At 67.4% G+C, this 24,686-nt stretch carries 14 protein-coding genes; 13 read left to right on the forward strand and 1 reads right to left on the reverse strand.

What is annotated here, in order from left to right; all coding sequences use genetic code 11:
- The first annotated feature begins 120 nt into the window (after positions 1-120).
- The 8 genes from ACI1V7_RS06490 (at position 121) to ACI1V7_RS06525 (ending at position 10,821) form a co-directional block, all read left to right on the forward strand.
- Positions 121-1,083 (forward strand): MYG1 family protein, encoded by a 963-nt coding sequence (locus ACI1V7_RS06490; protein ID WP_404530924.1) that lies wholly within the window; start codon positions 121-123, stop codon positions 1,081-1,083.
- A 147-nt stretch (positions 1,084-1,230) separates the two neighbouring features.
- Complete coding sequence (locus ACI1V7_RS06495; protein ID WP_404530925.1) at positions 1,231-2,190, forward strand: chemotaxis protein; 960 nt, start codon at positions 1,231-1,233, stop codon at positions 2,188-2,190.
- Positions 2,191-2,361: 171 nt separating this feature from the next.
- Entirely contained in the window at positions 2,362-3,477 is a 1,116-nt protein-coding gene (locus tag ACI1V7_RS06500) for a LacI family DNA-binding transcriptional regulator (RefSeq protein ID WP_404530926.1), read from the forward strand.
- Positions 3,478-3,747: 270 nt separating this feature from the next.
- Positions 3,748-6,135 (forward strand): glycoside hydrolase family 3 N-terminal domain-containing protein, encoded by a 2,388-nt coding sequence (locus ACI1V7_RS06505; protein WP_404530927.1) that lies wholly within the window; start codon positions 3,748-3,750, stop codon positions 6,133-6,135.
- 14 nt (positions 6,136-6,149) lie between these two features.
- Entirely contained in the window at positions 6,150-7,319 is a 1,170-nt protein-coding gene (locus ACI1V7_RS06510; RefSeq protein ID WP_404530928.1) for a fumarylacetoacetate hydrolase family protein, read from the forward strand.
- 42 nt (positions 7,320-7,361) lie between these two features.
- Positions 7,362-8,153 carry a D-xylose 1-dehydrogenase gene (xylB, locus tag ACI1V7_RS06515; RefSeq protein ID WP_404530929.1) on the forward strand — a complete coding sequence of 264 codons (792 nt, stop codon included), beginning with the start codon at positions 7,362-7,364 and terminating at the stop codon, positions 8,151-8,153.
- A complete protein-coding gene (locus tag ACI1V7_RS06520; protein WP_404530930.1) occupies positions 8,150-9,022 on the forward strand; it encodes an SMP-30/gluconolactonase/LRE family protein in 873 nt (290 codons plus the stop codon). Before xylB ends, ACI1V7_RS06520 begins: the two co-directional genes overlap by 4 nt.
- A 17-nt stretch (positions 9,023-9,039) precedes the next feature.
- Positions 9,040-10,821, forward strand: coding sequence for an IlvD/Edd family dehydratase (locus ACI1V7_RS06525; protein WP_404530931.1), 1,782 nt, complete (start codon positions 9,040-9,042; stop codon positions 10,819-10,821).
- A gap of 156 nt (positions 10,822-10,977) precedes the next feature.
- On the opposite strand, the gene ACI1V7_RS06530 is transcribed toward ACI1V7_RS06525, so the two are convergent.
- Complete coding sequence (locus tag ACI1V7_RS06530) at positions 10,978-12,555, reverse strand: aldehyde dehydrogenase (NADP(+)) (RefSeq protein WP_404530932.1); 1,578 nt, start codon at positions 12,553-12,555, stop codon at positions 10,978-10,980.
- Between the two features lie 643 nt (positions 12,556-13,198).
- Between ACI1V7_RS06530 and ACI1V7_RS06535 the strand changes: the two genes are divergently transcribed.
- From ACI1V7_RS06535 to ACI1V7_RS06555, 5 genes are all read left to right on the forward strand, one after another.
- Positions 13,199-15,397, forward strand: coding sequence for a beta propeller repeat protein (locus ACI1V7_RS06535; RefSeq protein WP_404530933.1), 2,199 nt, complete (start codon positions 13,199-13,201; stop codon positions 15,395-15,397).
- A gap of 183 nt (positions 15,398-15,580) precedes the next feature.
- A complete protein-coding gene (locus ACI1V7_RS06540) occupies positions 15,581-18,667 on the forward strand; it encodes a TonB-dependent receptor (protein WP_404530934.1) in 3,087 nt (1,028 codons plus the stop codon).
- A gap of 78 nt (positions 18,668-18,745) precedes the next feature.
- Positions 18,746-20,422: a GH35 family beta-galactosidase gene (locus ACI1V7_RS06545; RefSeq protein WP_404530935.1), complete on the forward strand. Its 1,677-nt coding sequence runs from the start codon at positions 18,746-18,748 to the stop codon at positions 20,420-20,422.
- Positions 20,423-20,573: 151 nt separating this feature from the next.
- Positions 20,574-23,453 carry a TIM-barrel domain-containing protein gene (locus tag ACI1V7_RS06550; RefSeq protein WP_404530936.1) on the forward strand — a complete coding sequence of 960 codons (2,880 nt, stop codon included), beginning with the start codon at positions 20,574-20,576 and terminating at the stop codon, positions 23,451-23,453.
- A 74-nt stretch (positions 23,454-23,527) separates the two neighbouring features.
- Positions 23,528-24,616, forward strand: coding sequence for an SGNH/GDSL hydrolase family protein (locus ACI1V7_RS06555; RefSeq protein WP_404530937.1), 1,089 nt, complete (start codon positions 23,528-23,530; stop codon positions 24,614-24,616).
- The last annotated feature ends 70 nt before the right edge of the window (positions 24,617-24,686 follow it).

Raw genomic sequence — 24,686 nt, forward strand, 5'->3', positions numbered from 1 at the left:
AGGTACGGCCCATGGATGATACCGGTTCGCGGGCACGCTGCGCCATGCCCGCTACGAGAATCGGCGACTAACCGGTATCATGCGGATTCGAGCCGCACCGCGGACCAGATTGGAGAAAGCATGCTGATAGCCACCCACGGCGGCAAATTCCACGCGGACGACGCGTGGGCCGTCGCCGTCCTGAAGATCCTGTACCCCGACGCGGGCCTGGTGCGCACGCGCGACGCGGCCATCATCGACTCGGCCGATTTCGCTATCGACGTGGGCGGCGTCTGGGATCCGGCCACGGGCCGCTTCGACCATCACCAGAAAGGCTTCGACGGCGCCCGCGGCAGCGGCGTGCCGTACGCGAGCGCCGGGCTGGTATGGCGGGAATACGGCGCCCGCTGCGTGGCCGCGCTGGCGCAGCAGCATGCGGGCCAGGCGTTGAGCGCCGAGACGGCGCAGCAGATCGCCTGGGCCATCGACGGCGACATCGTGCAATACCTGGACCTGTCCGACGTGGGGGCGGCCAAGAACGCGCCCGGCGGCTACGGCTTGTCGGCCGTCGTCTCCGGCTACAACCTGAACTGGATGGACGAGCAGCGCCTGGGCTACGGCGACGCCGCCGAGGCCTTCCGCACCGCGCAGTTCGAGCGCGCGATGGCCGTGCTCACCGACATCATGGCCAACGCCGTCAAGTACCGCGTGGGCGCGCTGCAGGCGCTGGAACAGGTGCGCGGCTCGGAAGCGCTGGAAGGCGGCCGCGTGCTGTTCCTCAAGAACGGCGCCATGCCCTGGTCGACCGTCGTGCGCAAGGAGATGCCGGACGTGCTGTTCGTGATCAGCCATAACCTGGCCGAGCAGCGCTACATGATCCACACGGTGCCCGTCAGCACGGAGAACTTCGATGCGCGCGCCGACCTGCCGGAGGCGTGGGCCGGCCTGCGCGACGCCGACCTGGCGGCCGTGACGGGCGTGCCGGATGCCGGTTTCTGCCACAACGGCCGCTTCATCGCCGCCGCCAAGTCCTACGAAGGCATCCGGACGATGGCGCGCCTGGCGCTGGACGAAGTCGACCGGCTGGCCAAAGCGCCCGTTTGATCGACTGTTCGTAAAGTCGTTTCGGCAATTCTGTGGTTTTTTTGAACCAGGAGTGTCAAAAATTTCCCGAAATCGGTGGCGGTCTTTACACAGGACCGCGATTCGCGACTAGAATTTCCTCAAAGAATCATACCTTGGGGTGACACAATGAAATCGGTTCAGCAGGAAGTCGACGAGCGCAGCAACCTTACCAGCAACAACAAGTTCGAGCTGTTGCTGTTCCGCCTCGGCGGTGACGAACATGGCAGCTCCAGCGAGCTGTTCGGCATCAACGTATTCAAGATCCGCGAGATCGTCGCCATGCCGGCGGTCACCAAGGTGGCCGGCGCGCCCGACCACGTGCTGGGCGTCGTCAACCTGCGCGGCCAGATCATCCAGGTGCTGGACCTGCCGGGCATCACCGGCGTCATCCCGCGCACGGGCCTGAACATCATGCTCGTCACGGAATTCGCCCGCACCACGCAGGCGTTTGCCGTCGAGAGCGTGGAAGAGATCGTGCGCCTGGACTGGAGCCAGGTGATGTCGGCCGAGCACAGCGCCGGCAGCGGCATGGTCACCAGCATCGCGCGCCTGCCGGAAACGGACGAGCACCCGCCGCGTCTGGCCCAGGTGCTGGACGTGGAAACCATCCTGCGCGAGCTGAACCCGGAATCGTCCGACGACAATATCGCCACCTCGGTCGGCGACAAGATCCAGCTGAAGCCCGGTTCCGTGATCCTCGCGGCCGACGATTCCGTCGTCGCGCGTTCGCTGATCGAGCGCGGCCTGGAAGCGATGGGCCTGCCGTTCGTGATGACCAAGACGGGCAAGGAATGCTGGGAGCAGCTGAACATGATCGCGACGGCCGCCGAGGCCGAAGGCAAGACCGTGCATGACCGCGTCGCCCTGGTGCTGACCGACCTCGAGATGCCGGAAATGGACGGCTTCACGCTGACCCGCAACATCAAGAACAACGCCCGCTTCGGCACCATGCCCGTGGTGATCCACTCCTCGCTGTCCGGCACCACGAACGAGGAACACGTCAAGAACGTGCGCGCCGATGCCTATGTCGCCAAGTTCTCGGCCGAGGACCTGTCGCGCACGCTGCGTTCGCTGCTGCGCGCCTGATCCCGGCGGCACGCAGTCCCGCGCGGCCCGGCCCGGATCTTCCGGCCGGGCCGTTCTCTTTGCGGGGCGCGGAGGAGGGAGCCTGCATGTTAGCGCAATCGCCTATGTTAAGATGATGCAAACAGTGGCGCGCCATGCGCCCGATAACACGTGACACAGGACCCCCGAGCGATGAGCAAAGCCACCGATGAAGCCACCCAGGACGACCTGGAGCGGCGCGGCCAACCCACGATGGCCGACGTCGCCAAGCTGGCCGGCGTGTCGGCGATGACCGTCTCGCGCGTCATGAACGGCAAGGGCCTGGTGCGCGAAAGCACGCGCCGCAAGGTGGCCGATGCCGTCGCCGCGCTCAACTACACGCCGAACCAGGAGGCGCGCAACCTGGCGGGGTCCAAGCCGATCCGCGTCGGCTTCCTGTACAGTAATCCGAGCGCCGCCTACCTGTCCGAATTCCTTGTCGGCCTGCTGACCCAGTCGGGCCTGAACAATGTCCAGCTGTTCGTAGAGAAGTGCGAGGCGGGCGAGCAGGAAGCGGAGCATGCGCGCCGCCTGATCGGCAATGGCCTCGATGGCATCATCCTGCCGCCGCCCCTGTGCGACAGCGAAGCGATCGTCGGCGCCATCGCCGGCGCCGGCATTCCCGTCGTCGTCGTCGCCTGCGGTTCGCCCGATGCGCGCGTGGGCGCCGTCAGCATCGACGACTACGAAGCCGCCTACCACATGACCCGCCACCTGATCGCCCTGGGCCACCAGCGCATCGGCTTCGTGGTCGGCCATCCGAACCAGACGGCCAGCAGCCGCCGCCTGGAGGGCTACCGCGCCGCCATCGCGGACAAGCACGCCGACGCGTCGAAGGAACTGGTGGTGCAGGGCATGTTCACCTACCGTTCCGGCCTGGACGCGGCCGAGCAGCTGCTCGCCCTGGACGAGCGGCCGACGGCGATCTTCGCCAGCAACGACGACATGGCCGCCGCAACGGTCGCCGTCGCCCACCGCCTGGGCCTGGACGTGCCGGGCGACCTGACGGTGACGGGCTTCGACGATACCGCGCTCGCCACGACGATCTGGCCCGAGCTGACCACCGTGCGCCAGCCCATCGCCGAGATGGCGCGCGAGGCCGTGCAGGCGCTCGTGCGGCGTGTGCGCGCCCAGCGCGAGGGCGGTGCCGCCGGCCCCGAACAGGTGCGCATGGACTTCGAGCTGGTGCGCCGCCAGTCCGACGCCGCGCCGCGCGTGCGCCCGCCGGCGCGCCTGCCCGCGGGGGCCAGGCAGGGGCGCGCGCGCTGACGTTTTCCGCGTCGTTCTCCCTGCCGGAATAATTCGTTGACAACGCCGCGCCCAGCCGTATAGACTCGAATGGTTGCGGTAACATTCCTGTTATCCAGATGTTGGAATCGGCCGCCACACATAAAAACGACAGGAGACATTCCATGCTTGACCCGACACATCGCGACGGCGCCGCATGCGCACGTCCGTCGCCCGTGCGCGTCCTCGCCGCTCGCCGCAATGCCGGGCGGACTGCCTCCTGCGACTGACTACAAGAGCAGGGAGACAACGATGGCTTTGAAACGCAGGGAATTCCTGGCCTCCGTCGGCGGTATCGCCGGCCTGGCCGTCGTACCGGGCGGCGCCTTTGCCGCGCAGGCGGGCGCGACACCCGTCTACAAGCAGTCCGGCGCCCCCGTCGGCGCGCGCGTCGACGATCTGTTGCGGCGCATGACGCTGGAAGAAAAGATCGCGCAGATGCAGTGCGTCTGGATCGGCAAGGGCGCGCTGCAGCACACGGACACCAGCTTCGACCCGGCCAAGGCGGCCGCCGCCTATCCGCACGGGATCGGCATGTTCGCGCGTCCGTCGGACCGCCAGCTGGGCGCCGCCAGCGCCGCCGGCAATAGCGGCGCCGTCGCCAACCGGGGGCCGAAGGAGACGGCCGACTACGTCAACGCCGTCCAGAAGTGGGCGATGGAGCGCACCCGCCTCGGCATTCCCATCTTCATGCACGAGGAAGCGCTGCACGGCTACGTCGCGCGCGACGCCACCAGCTTCCCGCAGGCGATCGGCCTGGCCTCGAGCTTCGATCCCGAGCTCGTCACGAAGGTGTTTTCCGTGGCGGCGCGCGAGATGCGCGCGCGCGGCACCAACCTGGCGCTGGCGCCCGTCGTCGACGTGGCGCGCGAGCCGCGCTGGGGCCGCATCGAGGAAACCTACGGCGAAGACCCGCACCTGTGCGGCGTGATGGGCAAGGCCGCCGTGATCGGCTTCTCGGGCGAGACGCTGCCGCTGGCGCCGGACAAGGTATACGCCACGCTCAAGCACATGACGGGCCACGGCCAGCCGGAGAGCGGCACCAATATCGGCCCTGCCAACGTGGGCGAGCGCCTGCTGCGCGAGGATTTCTTCCCGCCGTTCGAAAAGATCGTGCGCGAGACGAAGATCGCCGCCGTCATGCCTTCGTATAACGAGATCGACGGCATTCCCTCGCACGCCAACCGCTGGCTGCTGACGGACGTGCTGCGCAAGGAGTGGGGCTTCGACGGCGTCACCGTGTCCGACTACATGGCCGTCGACGAGCTGGTCACGCGCCACCACCTGGCGGCCGACGTCAAGGAAGCGGCGCGCCAGGCCGTCAAGGCTGGCGTCGACATCGAGACGCCGGACCCGAAGGGCTACGCAAAGCTGGGCGAGCTGGTCGCCGAGGGCAAGGTGTCCGTCGCCGAGATCGATGCCGCCGTGCGCCGCATCCTGAAGCTGAAGTTCGAGGCCGGCCTGTTCGAGAACCCGTACGCCGATGCGGCCCGCGCCGACGCGCTGACGGCCACGCCGGATGCCGTCGCGCTGGCGCGCCAGGCCGCGCTGAAGAGCGCCGTGCTGCTCAAGAACGAGCGCAACCTGCTGCCGCTGGACGGCAAGAAGGTCGGCAAGGTGCTGCTGCTGGGCACCCACGCGAAGGACACGCCCATCGGCGGCTACTCGGACGTGCCGCGCCACGTCGTCTCCGTCTACGAAGGCCTGCAGGCGGAGGCCAGGGCGCAGGGATTCCAGCTGGCCTATTCGGAAGGCGTGCGCATCACGGAAGGCCACGTCTGGGGCAAGGACGAGATCGAATTCACCAAGCCGGAAGTCAACGCGCGCCTGATCGCCGACGCCGTCGAGGCGGCCAGGTCGGCCGACACCATCGTCATGGTCCTGGGCGACAACGAGCAGACCTCGCGCGAAGCCTGGGCCGACAACCACCTGGGCGACCGCACGACGCTGGACCTGATGGGCCAGCAGAACGACCTGGCGCGCGCCATCTTCGCGCTGAACAAGCCGACCGTCGTGGTGCTGCTGAACGGACGTCCGCTGTCGGCCACGCTGCTGGCCGAGCGCGCCGGCGCGCTGCTGGAATGCTGGTACCTGGGCCAGGAAACGGGCCATGCGGTGGCCGACCTGTTGTTCGGCCGAGCCAACCCGGGCGGCAAGCTGCCCGTGACGATCGCCCGCAACACGGGCCAGCTGCCCATGTACTACAACCGCAAGCCGAGCACCCGGCGCGGCTACATCGACGGCGTCACGACGCCCCTGTACCCGTTCGGCTACGGCCTGTCCTATACCCGCTTCGACATCTCGGCCCCGCGGCTCGAGCAAACCAGGATCGCCGCCAACGGCAGCACGCGCGTGCAGGTGGACGTGAAGAACGTCGGCCGCGTGGCCGGGGACGAAGTCGTCCAGCTGTACATCCGCGACGACGTCAGCTCCGTCACGCGCCCGCTGCTGGAGCTGAAGGGCTTTGCGCGCGTGACCCTGCGTCCCGGCGAGCAGCGCACCGTCACCTTCGACATCAAGCCGGGCGACCTGGCCTTCTATGGCGCGGACATGAAACGCGCCGTCGAGCCGGGCACCTTCACCATCTTTGCCGGTCCGGACAGCGTCAACCTCAAGAAGACGACGCTGACGGTGGCATAACCAGGAGAGACGACATGACAGCACATCAAGCCAATCCGCTGCCCGAGGACCTCGAGCAGGCCTTGCTGGTCGGCCGCGTCTGGCGTGGCGCGCCGGTGGACGGTCCCGCCGTCGTCGCCGTGCGGCAGGGCCGCGTGGTCGACATCACCCGCCACGCCCCGACCGTCTCGGCGCTGTTCGAGCGCGACGACCTGCTGGCCGTCGTGCGCGAGGCCGAGGGCGAGGACCTGGGTCTGGCCGCTGACCTCGTGAACGGCAAGGGCGGCGCCGTGCGCCTGCTGGCCCCGTGCGACCTGCAGGCAATCAAGGCCGCCGGCGTCACCTTCGCCGTCAGCCTGCTCGAGCGCGTGATCGAGGAACAGGCCAAGGGCGATCCGTCGCGCGCCGACGCGCTGCGCGCTCAGCTGCAGGACTCGATCGGCACCGACCTGTCCGAGCTGGAGCCGGGCGGCGAGGCGGCGATGCGCCTGAAGGCCGAGCTGACGGCGCGCGGCCTGTGGTCGCAGTACATGGAAGTGGGCATCGGCCCGGATGCGGAAGTGTTCACCAAGTCGCAGCCGATGTCGTCGGTGGGCCATGGCGTGCCCGTCGGCCTGCACCCGAACTCGCACTGGAACAATCCGGAACCGGAAATCGTGCTGGCCGTGAACAGCCGCGCGGAAGCCGTCGGCGCCACGCTCGGCAACGACGTCAACCTGCGCGACATCGAGGGCCGCAGCGCGCTCCTGCTGGGCAAGGCCAAGGACAATAACGGTTCCTGCGCGATCGGCCCGTTCATCCGCCTGTTCGACGGCACGTTCACCATCGACACGGTGCGCGAACTCGAGGTGCGCATGCTGATCGAAGGCGTCGACGACGGCTTCGAGCTGGCGGGCGCCAGCTTCATGCGCGAGATCAGCCGCGATCCGCTCGACCTCGTGGCCCAGACCTGCGCCCGCCACCACCAGTATCCGGACGGCTTCATGCTGTTCCTGGGCACGATGTTCTCGCCGATCAAGGACCGCGACGCGAAGGGCGGCGGCTTCACCCACCACATGGGCGACCGCGTCAGCATCTCGACGCCGTCCCTGGGCACGCTCGTCAACACCGTCGAGCGCAGCGACGCCATCGAACCCTGGACCTTCGGCGTGCGCGCCCTGTACGACAACCTGGCGCGACGCGGCCTGCTGGCCGGCGCGCGCTGAAACCAGCCGGACCATTCGGCCCATCCGACACTACAATATCCCATGTCCCCTACCAAGCAAGAAGCATTCGTCTACGCCACCTACCCGGACCTGAAGGGCAAGCGCGTCGTCATCACCGGCGGCGGCAGCGGCATCGGCAGTGAACTGACCACCGCCTTCGCCGCCCAAGGCGCCCGCGTGTGGTTCCTCGACATCGCCGAGGAAGCCTCGCGCGCGCTGGAACAGTCGCTGGCCGGCAGCGCCGCCGCGCCCAAGTTCGTCCGCTGCGACCTGACCGACATCGAGGCCCTGAAGTCCACGTTCGCCGCCATCGAGGCGGAGGCGGGCGGCGTCGACATCCTCCTCAACAACGCGGCCAACGACGACCGCCACGAGATCGAAGCGGTGACCCCGGAATACTGGGAAAGCCGCATGAACGTCAACCTGCGCCACCAGTTCTTCTGCAGCCAGGCCGTCATCCCCGGCATGAAGCAGCGCGGCCATGGCGTGCTGCTGAACTTCGGCTCCATTTCCTGGCACCTGCCGCACACCCAGCTCGACCTGTACATGACGGCGAAGGCGGCCATCGAGGGCATGACCCGCGGCATGGCGCGCGAACTGGGCAAGTTCGGCATCCGCGCCAACACGATCGTGCCGGGCGCCGTGCGCACGCCGCGCCAGGAAAAGCTGTGGCACAACCCGGAAGAGGAGGCGCGCATCCTGGCCGGCCAGTGCGTGCCGGCACGCGTCGAGATGCAGGACGTCGCCGCGCTGGCGCTGTTCCTGGCGTCGAACAATGCGCGCGCCTGCAGCGGCCGCGAATACTTCGTCGACGCGGGATGGTACGGCGCATGACGATCGAACCCACCTGCATCTGGGACGTCCAGGCGCTGCTGGGGGAGGGCGTGCTGTGGGACGCGCGCGGCCCCTGGGTCTGGTTCGTCGACATCAAGGGCAAGCGCATCCTGCGCTGCGCGCCCGACGGCAGCGACCGCCGCACCTGGCCCGCGCCGGGCCAGGTGAGCTTCATCGTGCCGGAAAGCGGCGGCGGCATGGTGTGCTCGCTGGACGACGGCCTGTACCGCTTCCTGCCGGAGAGCGGCGATTTCGTGCCGCTGGCGAAGGTCGAGTCGGATCTCGAACACAACCGCTTCAACGACGGCCATGTCGATGCGCAGGGCGCCCTGTGGTTCGGTTCGATGCACGATGCCGAGGAGGCCGCCAGCGGCGCGCTGTACCGCTTCGACGGCACCTACGTGCGCACGATGGACGACGGCTACATCATCACCAACGGCCCCGCCGTGAGCCCCGACGGCGGCACGTTGTATCATACGGACACGCTCGACAAGCGCGTGTACGCGTTCGACGTGGCGCCGGACGGCGCGTTGTCCAACAAGCGCGTGTTCATCGAGATCGCCGACGGCGGCTATCCGGACGGGATGGCCGTCGATGCCGACGGCCACCTGTGGGTGGCCACCTTCGGCGGCTGGCGCATCGACCGTTTCGACGCGCAAGGACGGAAGGGGGGGGAGGTGCGCTTCCCGTGCGCCAACGTCACCAAGCTGGCGTTCGGCGGCGACGACCTGCGCACCGTGTACGCGACGACGGCGCGCAAGGGCCTGTCGCCCGACGAGCTGGCCGCGCAGCCGCTGGCCGGCGGTTTGTTTACCTTCCGGCTCGACGTGGCCGGATTGCCGCAGCACGCGCTGCGGCTGCAGCAGTGAGCAGGAGACCATTGAGCATGACCCAGCAAAAGACCCCCCGACGTTTCCGCTCGCAGGACTGGTTCGACAACCAGGAGCGCATCGACATGACGGCGCTCTACCTCGAGCGCTTCATGAACTACGGCATCACGCCCGAGGAGCTCCGTTCCGGCAAGCCGATCATCGGCATCGCCCAGAGCGGCAGCGACATCAGCCCGTGCAACCGCATCCACCTGGAACTGGCCAAGCGCGTGCGCGACGGCATCCGCGATGCCGGCGGCATCCCGATGGAATTCCCGCTGCACCCGATCTTCGAGAACTGCCGCCGCCCGACCGCCGCGCTGGACCGCAACCTGGCCTACCTGGGCCTCGTCGAGATCCTGCACGGCTACCCGATCGACGCCGTCGTGCTGACCACGGGCTGCGACAAGACGACGCCGGCCCAGATCATGGCCGCGTCCACCGTCGACATTCCCGCCATCGTATTGTCCGGCGGGCCGATGCTGGACGGCTGGTTCGAGGGCGAACTGGTGGGCTCGGGCGCCGCGATCTGGAAGGGCCGCCGGCGCCTGGCCGCGGGCGAGATCGACGAACAGAAGTTCATCGACATCGCCACCGCCTCGGCCCCGTCCGCGGGCCACTGCAACACGATGGGCACGGCGTCGACGATGAACGCGGTGGCGGAAGCGCTGGGCATGTCGCTGACGGGCTGCTCGGCGATTCCCGCGCCGTACCGCGAGCGTGGCCAGATGGCCTACGAGACGGGCAAGAGGATCGTCGGCATGGCCTTCGAGGACCTGCGTCCCTCGCAGATCCTGACGCGCGACGCCTTCCTGGACGCCATCGTGGTGAACGCGGCGATCGGCGGTTCCAGCAACGCCCAGCCGCATATCGTCGCGATGGCGCGCCACGCGGGCGTGGAGATCACGACGGACGACTGGATGGACGTGGGCTACGACGTGCCGCTGCTGCTGAACATGCAGCCGGCCGGTAAATTCCTCGGCGAGCGCTTCCACCGCGCCGGCGGCACCCCCGCCATCATGTGGGAACTGGAACAGAAGGGCCGGCTGCGCTCGCAGCGCCTGACGGTGACGGGCCGCACGATGGCCGAGAACCTGGTCGGCAAGGAAAGCATTGATCGCGAGATGATCCGCCCGTTCGACGAGCCGCTGAAGGAAAAGGCCGGCTTCATGGTCCTGAAGGGCAACCTGTTCGACTTCGCCATCATGAAGACCTCGGTGATCTCGCCGGCCTTTCGCGCGCGCTACCTGTCGACACCCGGCGCGGAAAACCGCTTCGAGTGCCGCGTCGTCGTGTTCGACGGTTCGGACGACTACCACCACCGCATCAACGACCCGTCCCTGAACATCGACGAGCACACGATGCTGGTGATCCGCGGTTCCGGTCCGATCGGCTGGCCAGGCTCGGCGGAAGTCGTGAACATGCAGCCGCCCGATGCGCTGATCAAGAAAGGCATCATGGCGCTGCCGACGCTGGGCGACGGCCGCCAGTCCGGCACCTCGGACAGCCCGTCGATCCTGAACGCGTCGCCGGAAAGCGCGGCAGGCGGCAACCTGGCGCTGCTGCGCACGGGCGACGTCGTGCGCGTGGACCTGAACACGGGCCGCTGCGACGTGCTGCTGGAAGACGCGGAACTGGAAGCGCGCCGCAAGGACGCGCCGCCCCCGATCCCGCCGAACCAGACGCCGTGGCAGGAAATCTACCGCTCCACCGTGGGGCAGCTGCACACGGGCGGCGTGATGGAGCTGGCGCTGAAGTACCGCGGCGTGGCGGATGACATGCCGCGCCATAACCACTAAAGCGCAACGCATCAACACCGTCGCCCCTGCGCAGGCAGGGGGCTAATTCGTCGGCTTGCCACGAAAATTGGGCCCCTGCCTGCGCAGGGGCGACGTTGCATTTGACTCCTTCGTGGGGCCGTAGGGTGGGCACCACGTGCCCACCGATCGCCGCCATCAAGCCAGCTTCAACTCCCCATCCACCACCCGCACGAGCCCCAGCGGATTCGCATCCTGCAGCTCCACCGGCAGCAGCTCCGCCGGCACGTCCTGGTAGCACACCGGGCGCACGAAGCGCGCGATCGCCGAGGCGCCCACGGAGGTCGAGCGGCTGTCCGACGTCGCCGGGAACGGGCCGCCGTGCACCATCGCGTGCGACACCTCGACGCCGGTCGGGAAGCCGTTGAACAGGATGCGGCCCGCCTTGCGCTCCAGTACCGGCAGCAGCTGCGCGGCCAGCGCGCGGTCGTCCGCGTTCGCGTGGATCGTGGCCGTCAGCTGGCCCTCGACATGGCGGGCCACCTGCAGCAGCTCGGCCTCGTCGCGGCGGACGACGATCAGCGAGGACGGCCCGAAGATCTCGTCTTCCAGCGCCGGGTTGGCGACGAAGGTCGCGGCGTCGGCCTGGTACAGCGCGGCGCGGGCGGCGCAGCCGCTGCCGTCGGCGCCGCCCTGAGCGACGAGTTCGACGCCGGCGATGCCCGAGCGGCGCTCGATGGCGCCGGCATAAGCCTGGTGGATGCCGGCCGTGAGCATGGTGCCCGCGCCCTTGGCGGCGAGGGCCTCGACGGCGGCGCTGCGGAACGCGTCCAGGTCCGGACCGGCCATGGCGATCACCAGGCCCGGGTTGGTGCAGAACTGGCCCACGCCCAGCGTCAGCGAATCGACGAAGCCCTGCGCCAGCTTGGCGCCGCCGGCGGCCAGCGCGCCCGGCAGCAGGAAGAAGGGATTGATGCTGCTCATTTCCGCATACACGGGAATGGGTTCCTTGCGTCCGTTGGCCGCGGCCACCAGCGCCAGGCCGCCGCCGCGCGAGCCCGTGAAACCGACCGCCTTGATGGCGGGATGCGTTACGAGGTCCTGGCCGATCTGGTTGCCTTCGCCGATCAGCATCGAGAACACGCCTTCCGGCATATTGTTGTCGATGGCGGCCTGGCGGATTGCCTTGCCCACCAGTTCCGACGTGCCCAGGTGGGCGTTGTGGGCCTTCACGACGACGGGGCAGCCGGCCGCCAGCGCCGATGCCGTGTCGCCGCCGGCGACGGAGAACGCCAGCGGGAAGTTGGATGCGCCGAACACGGCGACGGGACCCAGGGGGATGTTACGCAGGCGCAGGTCCGGGCGCGGCGGCGTGCGCTGGGGCAGGGCGCTGTCCAGGATGGCGTCCAGGAAGCGGCCATCGCGCACGACCTTGGCGAACAGGCGCAGCTGGTTCACGGTGCGCATGCGCTCGCCCTCCAGGCGCGCCGCCGGCAGGCCCGACTCGGCGCCGGCGCGTTCGATCAGCAGCGGGCCGATCTCGAGGATGCGCTCGGCGATCGCTTCGAGGAAGGCGGCGCGCGCTTCCAGCGGCACGGCGCGGTAGGCGTCGAAGGCGCTTTCCGCGAGGCGGCAGGCCGTATCGACGTCCTCGCGCGTCGCCAGGCCGAAATCCGGCTCGATGGCGGCGTGGGTGGCGGGATTGAAGGCGCGCGTGCTGCCTGCGCTGCCGCGCACGATGCGCTGGCCGATGATCATGTCGCCCTGGATGGTCATGGTGTCTCCTTTGGTTAGGTGTCGTGGTCATGCCCGCGCCAGCCCATGCGGCATGGTGCGGAAAGTGTAGACATTAACACCATTTGTTAAGCGCTACCATAGGGTTGAGGCGATTGCTGTCACGCCCTGTCCAGGTTCCTGTACAAAGGCAGCAGACGTCGTTGGCGAAATCGATTACATGCCTCCACGGCGAGATTGTCACTGACGCGCGGTCGAGCCATGCGATAAAGACGCAAAATCTCTCCTGCACCCCAAATTTCATGTTGGCACACGGGAACTTAAGCGCACATATACGCGTTTCGTGTGACAAAAATACAACGGCGTCCCGCTTGATAATGTGCGGTATGAATGTCTGAACTCGATTTCAGCGATTTTTGTTCAGAAAATGCGCGAAGTTATGCGCATTCCATGCGTGGCGGCTGTTAGCGCGAACATTTCGCTTGCCACCATTAGCGCCATTCGCTTAGCATTCGCTGTAGATACATAACAACAAACTAACGAAAAATCACGGCCGGAGACCCATGCGCATCACGTCCACTCACCCTCGCGGGTCATCCATTTCCTTCGCCTTCCCTTGCTCGCACGCCGTTTCCGGCGCTGCCGCGCGCCATCCGGCCGCGTGAACCGGCGCAAGGGACCGGCAATGAAACTCTACCGTCTCGCTGGCGCAGTCGGCGTCGCGCTGGCCCTGGCTGGCAGCGTGGCCGTGCCCACGGCCGGCGCCGGGCCGGCGCGCACCGCCGTGACCGGGCAGGTCGTGCACGCTCCCTATGTCTGGGACAGCGTGGCGATCGGCGGCGGCGGCTTCGTCACGGCCGTCGTCCCCAGCCGCGCGGCGCCCGGCGTGGCGTATGCGCGCACGGACGTGGGCGGGGCCTACCGCTGGGACCCGCGCGCGCAACGCTGGATCCCGCTGCTCGACTGGGTCGGGCAGGACCAGACCGGATTCCTCGGCATCGACGGCCTAGCCGTCGATCCGCACGATGCCGACACCGTCTACCTGCTCGCCGGGATCAAGTACCTGAACGGCGGCCGCACGGCCATCCTGCGTTCCCGGGACGGCGGCAAGACCTTCGCCACGGTCGACGTCGGCGCGCAGTTCAAGACCCACGGCAACGGCATGGGCCGGCAGAACGGCGAGCGCCTCGCGATCGATCCGGCCGACGCCAAGCTGCTGTATGTGGGCTCGCGCCGCGATGGCCTGTTCAAGAGCGTTGACGGCGGCGACACGTGGACGCGCGTGGCGGGCATGCCGGTGACGACGACGCCAAACGACGTGGGTATCGATTTCGTCGTCCCCGATCCGGCCAGCGTCGCCGGCGGCCGGGCCCGGCGCGTGTTCGCGGGCGTGTCGCGCTACGATGCCGTCGGCCCGAACCTGTACCGCAGCGACGATGGCGGCGCCAGCTTTGCGCCGGTGCAGGGCGGCCCGGCCGGCCTGATGCCGCAGCGCGCCGTGCTCGACGGCGCCGGCAACCTGATCGTCACCTATGCGAACGGCGCCGGGCCGCATCCGGACCGCGAAGGCAGGGAGCCCATGAACCGCGGCGCCGTCTTCAAGTACGCGATCGCGACCGGGGCCTGGACCGACATCACGCCGCAGGGCTGGACCACGCCGTTCGCAGGCGTCAGCGTGGACCCAAAGGACCCGCGGCGTCTCGTCATCTCGACCATCAACACCTTCCTCGTGCAGGGCGATGCCAAGGGCGACCGCATCTTCACGAGCACGGACGGAGGCGGCACCTGGACCGACGTGATCGCGCGCGGCTTCGTCAAGGAAGCGGCCGGCGTGCCCTGGCTGAAGGGGCACGGCATCCACTGGACCGGCTCCGTCGAATTCGACGGCGGCGACGGCAAGGCCGTCTGGGTCACCTCGGGCAACGGCGTGTTCCGCACCGCCGACATCGATGCCGTGCCGGCCACCTGGACGTTCACCGTCGCCGGCATGGAGGAGACGGTGCCGCTGGGCCTCGTCAGCATCCCGGGCGGACCGCTGGTATCGGCCATCGGCGACATCGACGGCTACCTGCACGAGGATCCGCGCCGCCACGGCCGCATCCACGCGCCGCAGATGGGTACCACGACGGGCCTGGACGTGGCCGCGCGCGCGCCACGGATCATGGCACGCCTGGGCGACAGCCTGTACGTCACGCGCGATGGCGCCGCCACCTGGACGAAGACGGCGGCGCTGAAGGGCCGCCGCGGCCAGCTCGCGCTGTCGGCCGACGGTGCCGTCATCCTGCACATCCCCGAGCGGTCCGCGGCCACCTGGCGCTCCGCCGACGGCGGCGCCAGCTGGACCGAGGTGAAAGGGCTGGCGCGCGCGAACGTGCGCCCCGTGGCCGATCCCGTCGATCCGCAGGCCTTCTATGTCTACGAACCGGACACGGGTGCGCTGCTGGCCAGCGCCGACGGCGGCGCCAGTTTCGCACGGCGCGCGTCGCTGCCCGTGGGCGGAGCGCTGCTGCTGCGCGCGGCGCCCGGCCGCAAGGGCGACCTGTGGGTACCGCTCAAGGATGGCGGCCTGGCCCGCTCGCGCGACGGCGGTGAACACTTTGCCGGCGTGGCCGGCGTGAGCTGGTGCGGCGCGCTCGGCTTCGGCAAGGCGGCGCCCGGCAAGGATGTCCCTGCCGTGTACATCTGGGGTACCGTGGGCGGCGTGCGCGGCATGTACCGCTCGATCGACGACGGCGCCTCGTGGGTGCGCATCAACGACGACGCCCACCAGTACGGCGGCCCCGGCGATGCGCAGCTCGTCGTCGGCGACATGAACCGCTACGGCGTTGTGTACATGACCACGGCCGGACGCGGCATCGTGTTCGGCGAACCATCCAGGCACTGACAGGACGAACCCGCGATGCCCGCCATGATCCCAGCGCGTAATCGATTTCACGCACGGCGTGCGCGCGGGCGAAGCAGGTGAAGAATCATCATTGATGAAGCCGGCCCGAAGCGGCCGGCGCTTTGAAGTAGAGAGGCATCCGCGCACGAACGTGGATGCGATTGACAGCCGATAGGAGACAGTATGAAACAGTTCCAGAAAACCGCGATCGCCGTCGCCGCAGCGCAGATCGCGCTGCTCGCGAGCGGCGCCGCACTGGCGCAGAGCGCCAACGAGCAGCAGGTGGGCGCCCAGGGCGCGCAGAATGCGCCGGCTCCCCAGAAAGCAGGCAATGTGGTCGTCGTCACCGGCCAGCGCGCTGCACTGAACTCGGCCCAGAAGCTCAAGCAGAACTCGGACGAGATCGTCGATTCCATCGTCGCCGAGGACATCGGCAAGCTGCCGGACCGCTCCGTCACCGAGGTGCTGCAGCGCGTCGTCGGCGTGACGATCGACCGCACCATGGCCAAGGGCGACCCGGAGCACTACTCGGTGGAAGGCTCGGGCGTGAACATCCGCGGCCTGACCTACGTGCGTTCGGAACTGAACGGCCGCGACTCGTTCTCGGCCAACGGCGGCCGCTCGCTGAACTTCGAGGACGTCCCGCCGGAGCTGATGGCCGGCGTCGACATCTACAAGAACCCGTCGGCCGAGCAGATCGAAGGCGGCATCGGCGGCCTGGTGAACCTGCGCACGGCGATGCCGTTCGACTTCAAGGGCCGCAAGGTCGCCGTGTCGCTGCAGAACACGTATTCGGAACTGAAGAAGGGAAGCTGGTCGCCGTCCGGTTCCGTGATGTTCTCGGACCGCTGGAAGACGGGCTTCGGCGAAGTCGGCGCCCTCGTTGACCTGGCGTATTCCGAAAGCGCGACCCGCACCGACGCATTCCAGGTCGAGCCTTACTATCCGCGCGCGGACGTCGAGCCGGGCCGCACCGTCTGGGTGCCGAAGGGTTCGCAGTGGCGCACGCTGAACTTCGACCGCAAGCGCGAAGGCTATTACGGCGCGCTGCAGTGGAAGAAGGACGCGACCCTGAGCTCGTCGCTGACCTACTTCAAGTCGAAGTACAAGATGGAATGGGACGAGCAGGCGATCTTCTCGTCGGCCAGCCCGTACAACATCCAGGTGCGTCCGGGCGCGACCTACGACGCCAAGGGCGCGCTGCTCACCGGCACGCTGTACGACACGGTGGACAACGGCATCGACTTCGGCGCCGACACCCGCGCCGCCAACCGCATCTCGGATACCACCGACGTGTCGTGGCACGTGAGCTGGCGTCCGAACAGCGCCTGGACCTTCGACTCGGACGTCCAGCGCATCAAGGCCAAGTCGCACAGCTTCGACTCGACGGTGGCTACCGCCATCAAGATGCAGCAGGAGAGCATCGACCTGCGCGGCAGCGTGCCGTCGCTGTCGTTCAGCGATGCCGAGCGTGCCTACCTGGCCAATCCGAACAATTATTACTGGGCCTTCACCCAGGAACACATGGACCGCAGCGAAGCGGACCAGTGGGCGCTGAAGCTGGACGCCAAGTACGCGTTCGACCATCCGGTGCTGCGCGACGTGCGTTTCGGCGTGCGCTTCACGGACCGCGACGCCGTCACCCAGAACACGAATCCGAGCTACAACTGGGCCGCCATCACCCAGCCGTGGCAGGGCGAACTGGCCGTGCCGGGACCGAACGGCACCAGCGTGCCGCAACTGGCCTACCTGAGCGACCCGCGCTTCAGCAACCAGACGCAGCTCCACCAGTTCAACAACTTCTTCAACAACGGCACCAACGTGCCGTCGCTGGTGTTCCCGAACACCTCGCTGGCAACGGGCTATCCGGGCAGCTATGCCACGCTGCACAGCTACTATGACGTGCTGTGCCGCCAGGTGGCCGCCACCAACGGCACCACGCCGAACTGCGGCACCTGGAAGGCGGCGACCTTCGGCACCGATCCGGCCGGCACCAACTCGCAGAGCGAGAAGACGGGCGCGTTCTACACCCAGCTGCGCTTCGGCTTCGACGACCTAAAATATCCGGTGGACGGCAATATCGGCCTGCGCTACGTGAAGACGGAGATGACGGCGCGCGGCTACACCGTGTTCACCCCGCCGACGACGACGCCGGTTCCGGGTCCCGGCGGCACCGTCACGGGTCCGGCGATTCCGAACATCGGCGCCTACGCACAGGCGCGCGACTACGACAACAGCTACCACAACGTGCTGCCCAGCCTGAACCTGCGCATGAAGGCGGCCGACAACCTGCAGTTCCGCTTCGGCGCCGCGATGGGCATCTCGCGTCCGGACTTCAGCCAGCTGCAGGGCTACACGACGCTGTCGCAGACCAACGACACGACGCTGGTCGGCAACAACCTGATCGTCAACAACGTCAGCCTGAGCGGCACCAGCGACGGTAACCCGAACCTGCGTCCGATCCAGTCGCGCCAGGTCGACTTGACGGCCGAATGGTACTTCGCGCCGGCCGGCTCGCTGACCGTGGCCGTGTTCAACAAGCGCCTGAAGGACATCATCGTCAACCAGACCTACAGCTATCCGCTGCAGGCTGCGAACGGCCAGACCTACAACTTCAACGTCACCGCCCCCGTCAACGCGGCGCGCGGCACGGCACGCGGCGTCGAGGTGGCCTACCAGCAGTACTTCGACAAGCTGCCGGGCTGGCTCTCGGGCCTGGGCCTGCAGGCCAACTACACCTACGTGGACGGCAAGCAGAAGCTGTACAACCCCGTGTTCTCTGCCTACTGCTCGGGCAGCAACAACGGCGCCAGCAACCTGAACCTGAGCCTGAATGGTTGCGACACCAACGGCGCGGCGTTCGGCGACCTGCCGCTGCAGGGCCTGTCGAAGAACACGTACAACATCGCGCTGATGTTCGACAAGGGTCCCGTGTCGGCACGCCTGGCATGGAACTGGCGCTCGAAGAACCTGCAGGGCGTGAACGTCAACGGCACCCGCGGCACCGACGGCACGGACACCAATCCGAACAGCCCGGCGCGCGGCACCACCGGCCTGGCATGGGGCCTGCCGACCTATGCGGACGACTACGGCCAGCTGGATGCTTCGTTCTTCTACAACTTCACCGAGAACCTGTCGCTCGGCGTGGAGGCGCAGAACCTGACCGACTCGAAGTACAAGCAGCTGATGCAGCAGTCGATCGGCGAGAAGGGCCGTGCCTGGTTCGTCTCCGGACCGCGTTACACGGCATCGCTGCGCTATTCGTTCTAAGCGTTGCGCAAGGCGGCGAGGCTCCCGGGCCCGCCGCCTTTTTTTCTCCCTGCCACCGCTCACCGAGGACACCCGCGCATGAAGAAGCCGTTTCATAAGCCCGCCTTTCGCCTGCTCGGCCTGTGCGCCGCACTGGCGTTCAGCGCCGCCCACGCCGCCACCGAGATGCCCCGCATCGTCGCCAAGGACGGGCGCCACGCCCTGATGGTCGACGGCGCTCCGTACCTGATCCTGGGCGGACAAGCCCATAACTCCAGCAACTATCCTGCCGCGCTGCCCAAGGTCTGGGCCGCATTGAAGGACATCCACGCCAATACGCTCGAGATCCCCGTCGCCTGGGAACAGATCGAGCCGCGCGAGGGCACGTTCGACTTTTCCTACGTCGACACCCTGGTGCGCGAGGCGCGCAAGAACGACATGCGGCTCGTGCTGCTGTGGTTCGGCACCTGGAAGAACACGGGCGCCGCCTATACCCCGGAATGGGTCAAGTTCGACAACGCGCGCTTTCCGCGCATGATCGACAAGGACGGCAAGACCAGCTACAGCCATTCGCCGCACGGCGAAGCGACGCTGACCGCCGACAAGAAGGCCTTCGTCGCGCTGATGGAGCACATCAAGCGCATCGACGCCGACAAGAAGACCATCATCATGGTGCAGGTCGAGAACGAGGTCGGCACCTATGGCGTCGCGCGCGACTACGGGGCCCGCGCGGAAAGCGCGTTCCGCCAGCCGGTGCCGGCCGCCGTGCTGGCGCGCCAGAAGCCGCCCGCATCGCATCCCACGTCCGGCACGTGGTCCGACGTCTACGGCGAGTATGCCGACCAGTATTTCCACACCTGGGCGATCGCCAGCTACATCGAGGAGATCGCCAAGGCCGGCCGCGCCGTCTACGACCTGCCGATGTTCGTCAACAACGCGCTGCGCGACCCGGCCGGCGTGCAGCCGGGCGAGCAGGCGGCGCCGTGGAAGAAGGACTTCGCCAGCGGCGGTCCGACGCACGACGTGCTCGGCATCTGGCGCGCGGCGGCCCCACACATCGCGTTCGCGGGCCCGGACATCTACATGCCGGAGTCGAACAAGGTCGACGCCATCCTGCGCCAGTTCCAGCGTCCGGACAACGCGCTGATGGTGCCGGAGATGGGCAATGCCGCGCAGTACGCGCGCTACGTCTACCAGATCATCGGCAAGGGCGCGCTGGGCGTCGCGCCGTTCGGCATCGACTATGCCGAGTACAGCAACTATCCGCTCGGATCGAAGTTCACCGACAAGCGCATGGTCGAACCGTTCGCCAGGATCTACGGCGTGTTCGCGCCGCTGCAGCGCCAGTGGGCGCAGTGGGCGTTCGAAGGACGCACGTACGGCGTGTCCGAAGGGGACGACCGCGCGGCCCAGCACGTGGAGATGGACGGCTGGAAGGCGACGCTGTCGTTCCGCGAATTCCAGTTCGGCGAGCGCGAATACCTGCGCGACAAGAACGAGTACATGGCCGGCACCGAGCAGCCGTCCGGCGGCGTCGCGATCGCGCAGACGGGGCCGAACGAATTCGTGCTGGTGGGCCAGCAGATCCGCGTCAAGCTGTCCGGCACGGGCGCCAATGCCGGCAAGCCTGCGATGTTTGCGCGCGTGGAAGAAGGACACTTCGACGCCAGGGGCAATTGGGTCATGGAGCGCAACTGGAATGGCGACCAGACCGACTATGGGCTGAACCTGCCGGCGACGCCGACGGTGCTGAAGGTCCGGATGGGAACGTATTGACACGTTCAGTACATACGGATGTTACGTCGTCCCTGCGCAGGCGGGGACCCGATTTTTCGAGAGCGGCACGACATTGGACCCCTGCCTGCGCAGGGGCGACGGTGCAGGCGCAGCGTACTGTGCGCGCAGCCGACCATTTGGAGGAAGACATATGCAAATAACCCGACTCGCTGCAGCCGTGATGCTGCTGGCGGCCGGCAGCCCGGCACTGGCCGGCAGCTACCAGAAGACCGCCACCGGCATCGAGGTGACCCCGGACGCGGGCGCCGCGAAGGTGGTGCGCCTGAACCTGATGAGCGATAACATCGTCCAGGTGCTGAAACTCGACCAGGCCGGCAAGAAGCTGACGCCATCGCTGATGACGGTGGCCAAGCCGTGCGGCTGCAGCTTCAGCGTGGATGCGAAGGGCGGCAGCGCCGGCACCGTGCGCCTGAAGGCGGCGAAGATCGCCGCGGAGGTGTCGCTGAAGGATGGCCAGGTACGCTTCTTCGACGCGGCCGGCAAGGCCTTCCTGGTGCAGGCGTCGGAAACCATGGCGCCCGTCACCGTGGGCGGCAAGCCCTACCTGGCGATCAGGCAGGGCTTCAACCACGGCACGAAGGACGCCTACTACGGCCTGGGCCAGCACCAGAACGCCCAGATGAACTACAACGGCGAGGATGTGCTGCTGCAGCAGCACAATATGATCGCCGCCGTGCCTTTCGTCGTCTCGGACAAGAACTACGGCGTCCTGTGGGACAACAACGGCATCAGCCGTTTCGGCGATCCCAGGCCGTATGCCTGGCTGTCGCGCGACCTGGCGCTGACGGATGCCGACGGCAAGCCGGGCGGCCTGACGGCGCGCTACTACATCGACGGCAAGCTGGCGCTGACGCGCCAGGAGCAGGACATCCGCTACCAGTACCTGAAGGACCTGACGGAGTACTGGCCGAAGGAACTGCCGCCCATGAAGGACCTGGCGGGCAAGGACGTGAAGGTCGTGTGGGACGGCGCGATGGCGAGCCCGAAGGCCGGCGTGCACAAGATGCAGCTGTATTCGTCCGACTACGCGACGCTGTCGATCGACGGCAAGCAGGTCATGGACGTGTGGCGCCAGGGCTGGAACCCGTGGTATCACAACTTCGAAGTGAAGTTCGAGAAGGACAAGCCGGTCAAGCTGCACCTGGAATGGAAGGCCTCGGGCGGCATGGTCGCCATGACCCACAACGACCCGCTGCCGGCGCCGGAACGCCATTCGCTGACGATGTCGTCCGAGATCGCCGAGGCGATCGACTACTACGTGATCAGCGCCGACAGCATGGACCGCGTGATCGCCGGCTACCGCCACCTCACGGGCCAGGCGCCCATGATGCCGAAATGGGCGTACGGCTTCTGGCAATCGCGCCAGCGCTACGAGACCCAGCAGCAGCTGCTGGACACGGTGGCCGAGTACCGCAAGCGCGGCTGGCCGCTCGATAACATCGTGCAGGACTGGTTCTACTGGCCGGAAGACGGCTGGGGTTCGCACGACTTCGACAAGGTCCGCTTCCCGGATCCGAAGGGCATGGTCGATGCCGTCCACAAGCAGCACGCAAGGATCATGATCTCCATCTGGGGCAAGTTCTACGCCAACACGGCGAACTACAAGGAACTGGCGTCCAAGGGATACATGTGGACCAAGAACGTCGAGGACGGCGCGCTGGACTGGGTCGGCCCGGGCTACAAGAACAGCCACTACGACCCGTACACCCAGGAAGCGCGCGACATCTACTACCGCCAGATCAAGAAGGTGGTGGACCTTGGTTTCGACGCCTGGTGGATGGACAATACGGAACCGGACGTGCTGTCGAACTCGCGCCTGGAGGACTTTAAGAAGCTGATCGGTCCCACGGTCTACGGCCCCGGCGAGATCACCTTCAACCCCTACAGCCTCGTGCACTCGGGTGGGATGGTCGAACACCTGCGCCGCGACCAGCCGGACACCCGCCAGTTCATCCTGTCGCGTTCCGGCTTCGCCGGCATCCAGCGCAACTCGACGGCCGTGTGGAGCGGCGACACGGCGGGCCGCTGGAACAACCTGTACGACCAAATCGCCTCAGGCGTGAACATGTCGATGTCCGGCATCCCGAACTGGACCCACGACATCGGGGGCTATGCGCAGGAGAACCGCTTCCAGAGCGGCGACGTGGGATCGGCCCAGGAAAACCGCGCCACCACCTCGAACCAGGGCAAGCCGGAAGACATGCGCGAATGGCGCGAACTGAACTGGCGCTGGTTCCAGTTCGGCGCGTTCTCCCCGCTGTTCCGCTCGCACGGCGAGGTCGTCAAGCGCGAGATCTACAATATCGCCGGCGACGATGCGGCCATGCGCGACAACCTAGTCCGCTACCTGAAGTTGCGCTACCAGCTGATGCCGTACATTTACACGATGGCGGCCGACACGCACTACGCGTCCGGTACCATGATGCGGGGACTGGTGATGGACTTCCCGCACGACGAGCGCGTCAAGGACGTCAAGGACCAGTACCTGTTCGGCCATGCCTTCATGGTGGCGCCCGTCACGGCCTACGAGGCGCGCCGCCGCACCGTGGTGTTCCCGGCCGGCGCCGACTGGGTCGACTTCGACACCGGCATGCGCCACAAGGGCGGCACGACGGCCACGGTCGACGCCCCGCTGGACCGCATCCCCTTGTTCATGCGCGTGGGCAGCATCGTGACGACGGGACCCGTGACGCAATACGTCGACGAGAAGCCGGATGCTCCGATCGTGCTGCAGGTCGTCGCCGGCGCGAGCGGCCAGGCCAGCCTGTACGAGGACGATGGCGTCAGCAACGCCTACGAGCGCGGCGAGGCAAGCCGCATCCCGATCCGCTATGACGACAAGGCGGGCACGGTGACGATCGGCGCGCGCGCCGGCCAGTACAAGGGCATGGTCGCCAAGCGCCAGTTCAAGGTGCGCGTGCTGCGCCAGGGCGTGGTGCCGGCGGCGGACCTGGACGCGGCCGACAAGACGGTCGACTATGATGGCAAGGCCGTGACGATCAAGCTGTAATCGCGAGATCATCTGCACGACGCTAATGCAGCCCGGCCGCCCAGGCGGCCGGATGTTTATTTGGAAGGAAACGCATGAAGACTACCCTGAACACCTGCGCGGCGCTGCTGGCGGGCCTGCTGTGCGCCGGATCCGCATTCGCGGCCACGCAGATCGCACCGAGCGACAAGCACCTGCAATATACGGGCCGCGTCGATTTCGCCGACCCGCAGGCGCCCGTCATCTCCTGGCCCGCGACCCAGATCGCCGGCAATTTCACGGGCACGTCGCTGTCCGTCACCCTGGACGACGAGCGTGGCCTGAATTACTTCAACGTGATCATCGACGGCCAGGACGCGAGCCCGCTGATCCTGCAGGCCGCGAAGGGCAGCCAGACCTACGAGGTCGCGCAGGGCCTGGCGCCCGGCAAGCACAGCTTCCTGATCTTCAAGCGCACCGAGGGCGAGGAGGGCACCACGACCTTCCGCGGCCTGGCGCTCGACGACGGCGCGTCGCTGCTGCCGCCGCCGCCGCGCCCGAAGCGCCACATCGAATTCTTCGGCGACTCGATTTCGAGCGGCATGGGGAACGAGGCGCCATTCAACGGCGACGACGCCGTCAAGCGCGACAAGAACAGCTACCTGTCCTACGCGGCGATCACGGCGCGCAAGCTGAACGCCGAGCTGCACATGACCACGCAGAGCGGCATCGGCGTGATGATCAGCTGGTTCCCGTTCACGATGCCGGACTTCTACGACCAGCTGAGCGCCGTCGGCGACAACGACACGCACTGGGATTTCAAGCGCTGGACGCCGGACGTGGTCGTCGTCAACCTGATGCAGAACGATTCCTGGCTCATCGGCCGCGACCACAAGCTGCAGCCGGAGCCCGACGACGAGGGCCGCATCGCCGCCTACCGGAAGTTCGTGACGCGGGTGCGCGCGCTGTATCCGAACGCCTACATCGTGTGCGCGCTGGGCAGCATGGATGCCACGCGCCCCGGGTCGCCCTGGCCCGGTTACGTGACGACGGCGGTGGAGCGCATGCGCAAGGAAGACGGCGACAAGCGGATCGATACGGTGTTCTTCCCGTTCACGGGCTACACTCACCATCCGCGCGTGTTCCATCACCAGCAGAACGCGCAGAAGCTGACGGCGTTCATCAAGCAGAAGATGGGTTGGTAATGTAAGGTCGTCGCCCCTGCGCAGGCAGTGACCCAATTGTTGTATGCGTCAACGCAGCGCCAGCCACATT

Origin of the sequence: Massilia paldalensis (assembly GCF_044901715.1) — a bacterium.
In the GTDB taxonomy this organism is placed as follows: Bacteria; Pseudomonadota; Gammaproteobacteria; order Burkholderiales; family Burkholderiaceae_D; genus Telluria; species Telluria paldalensis.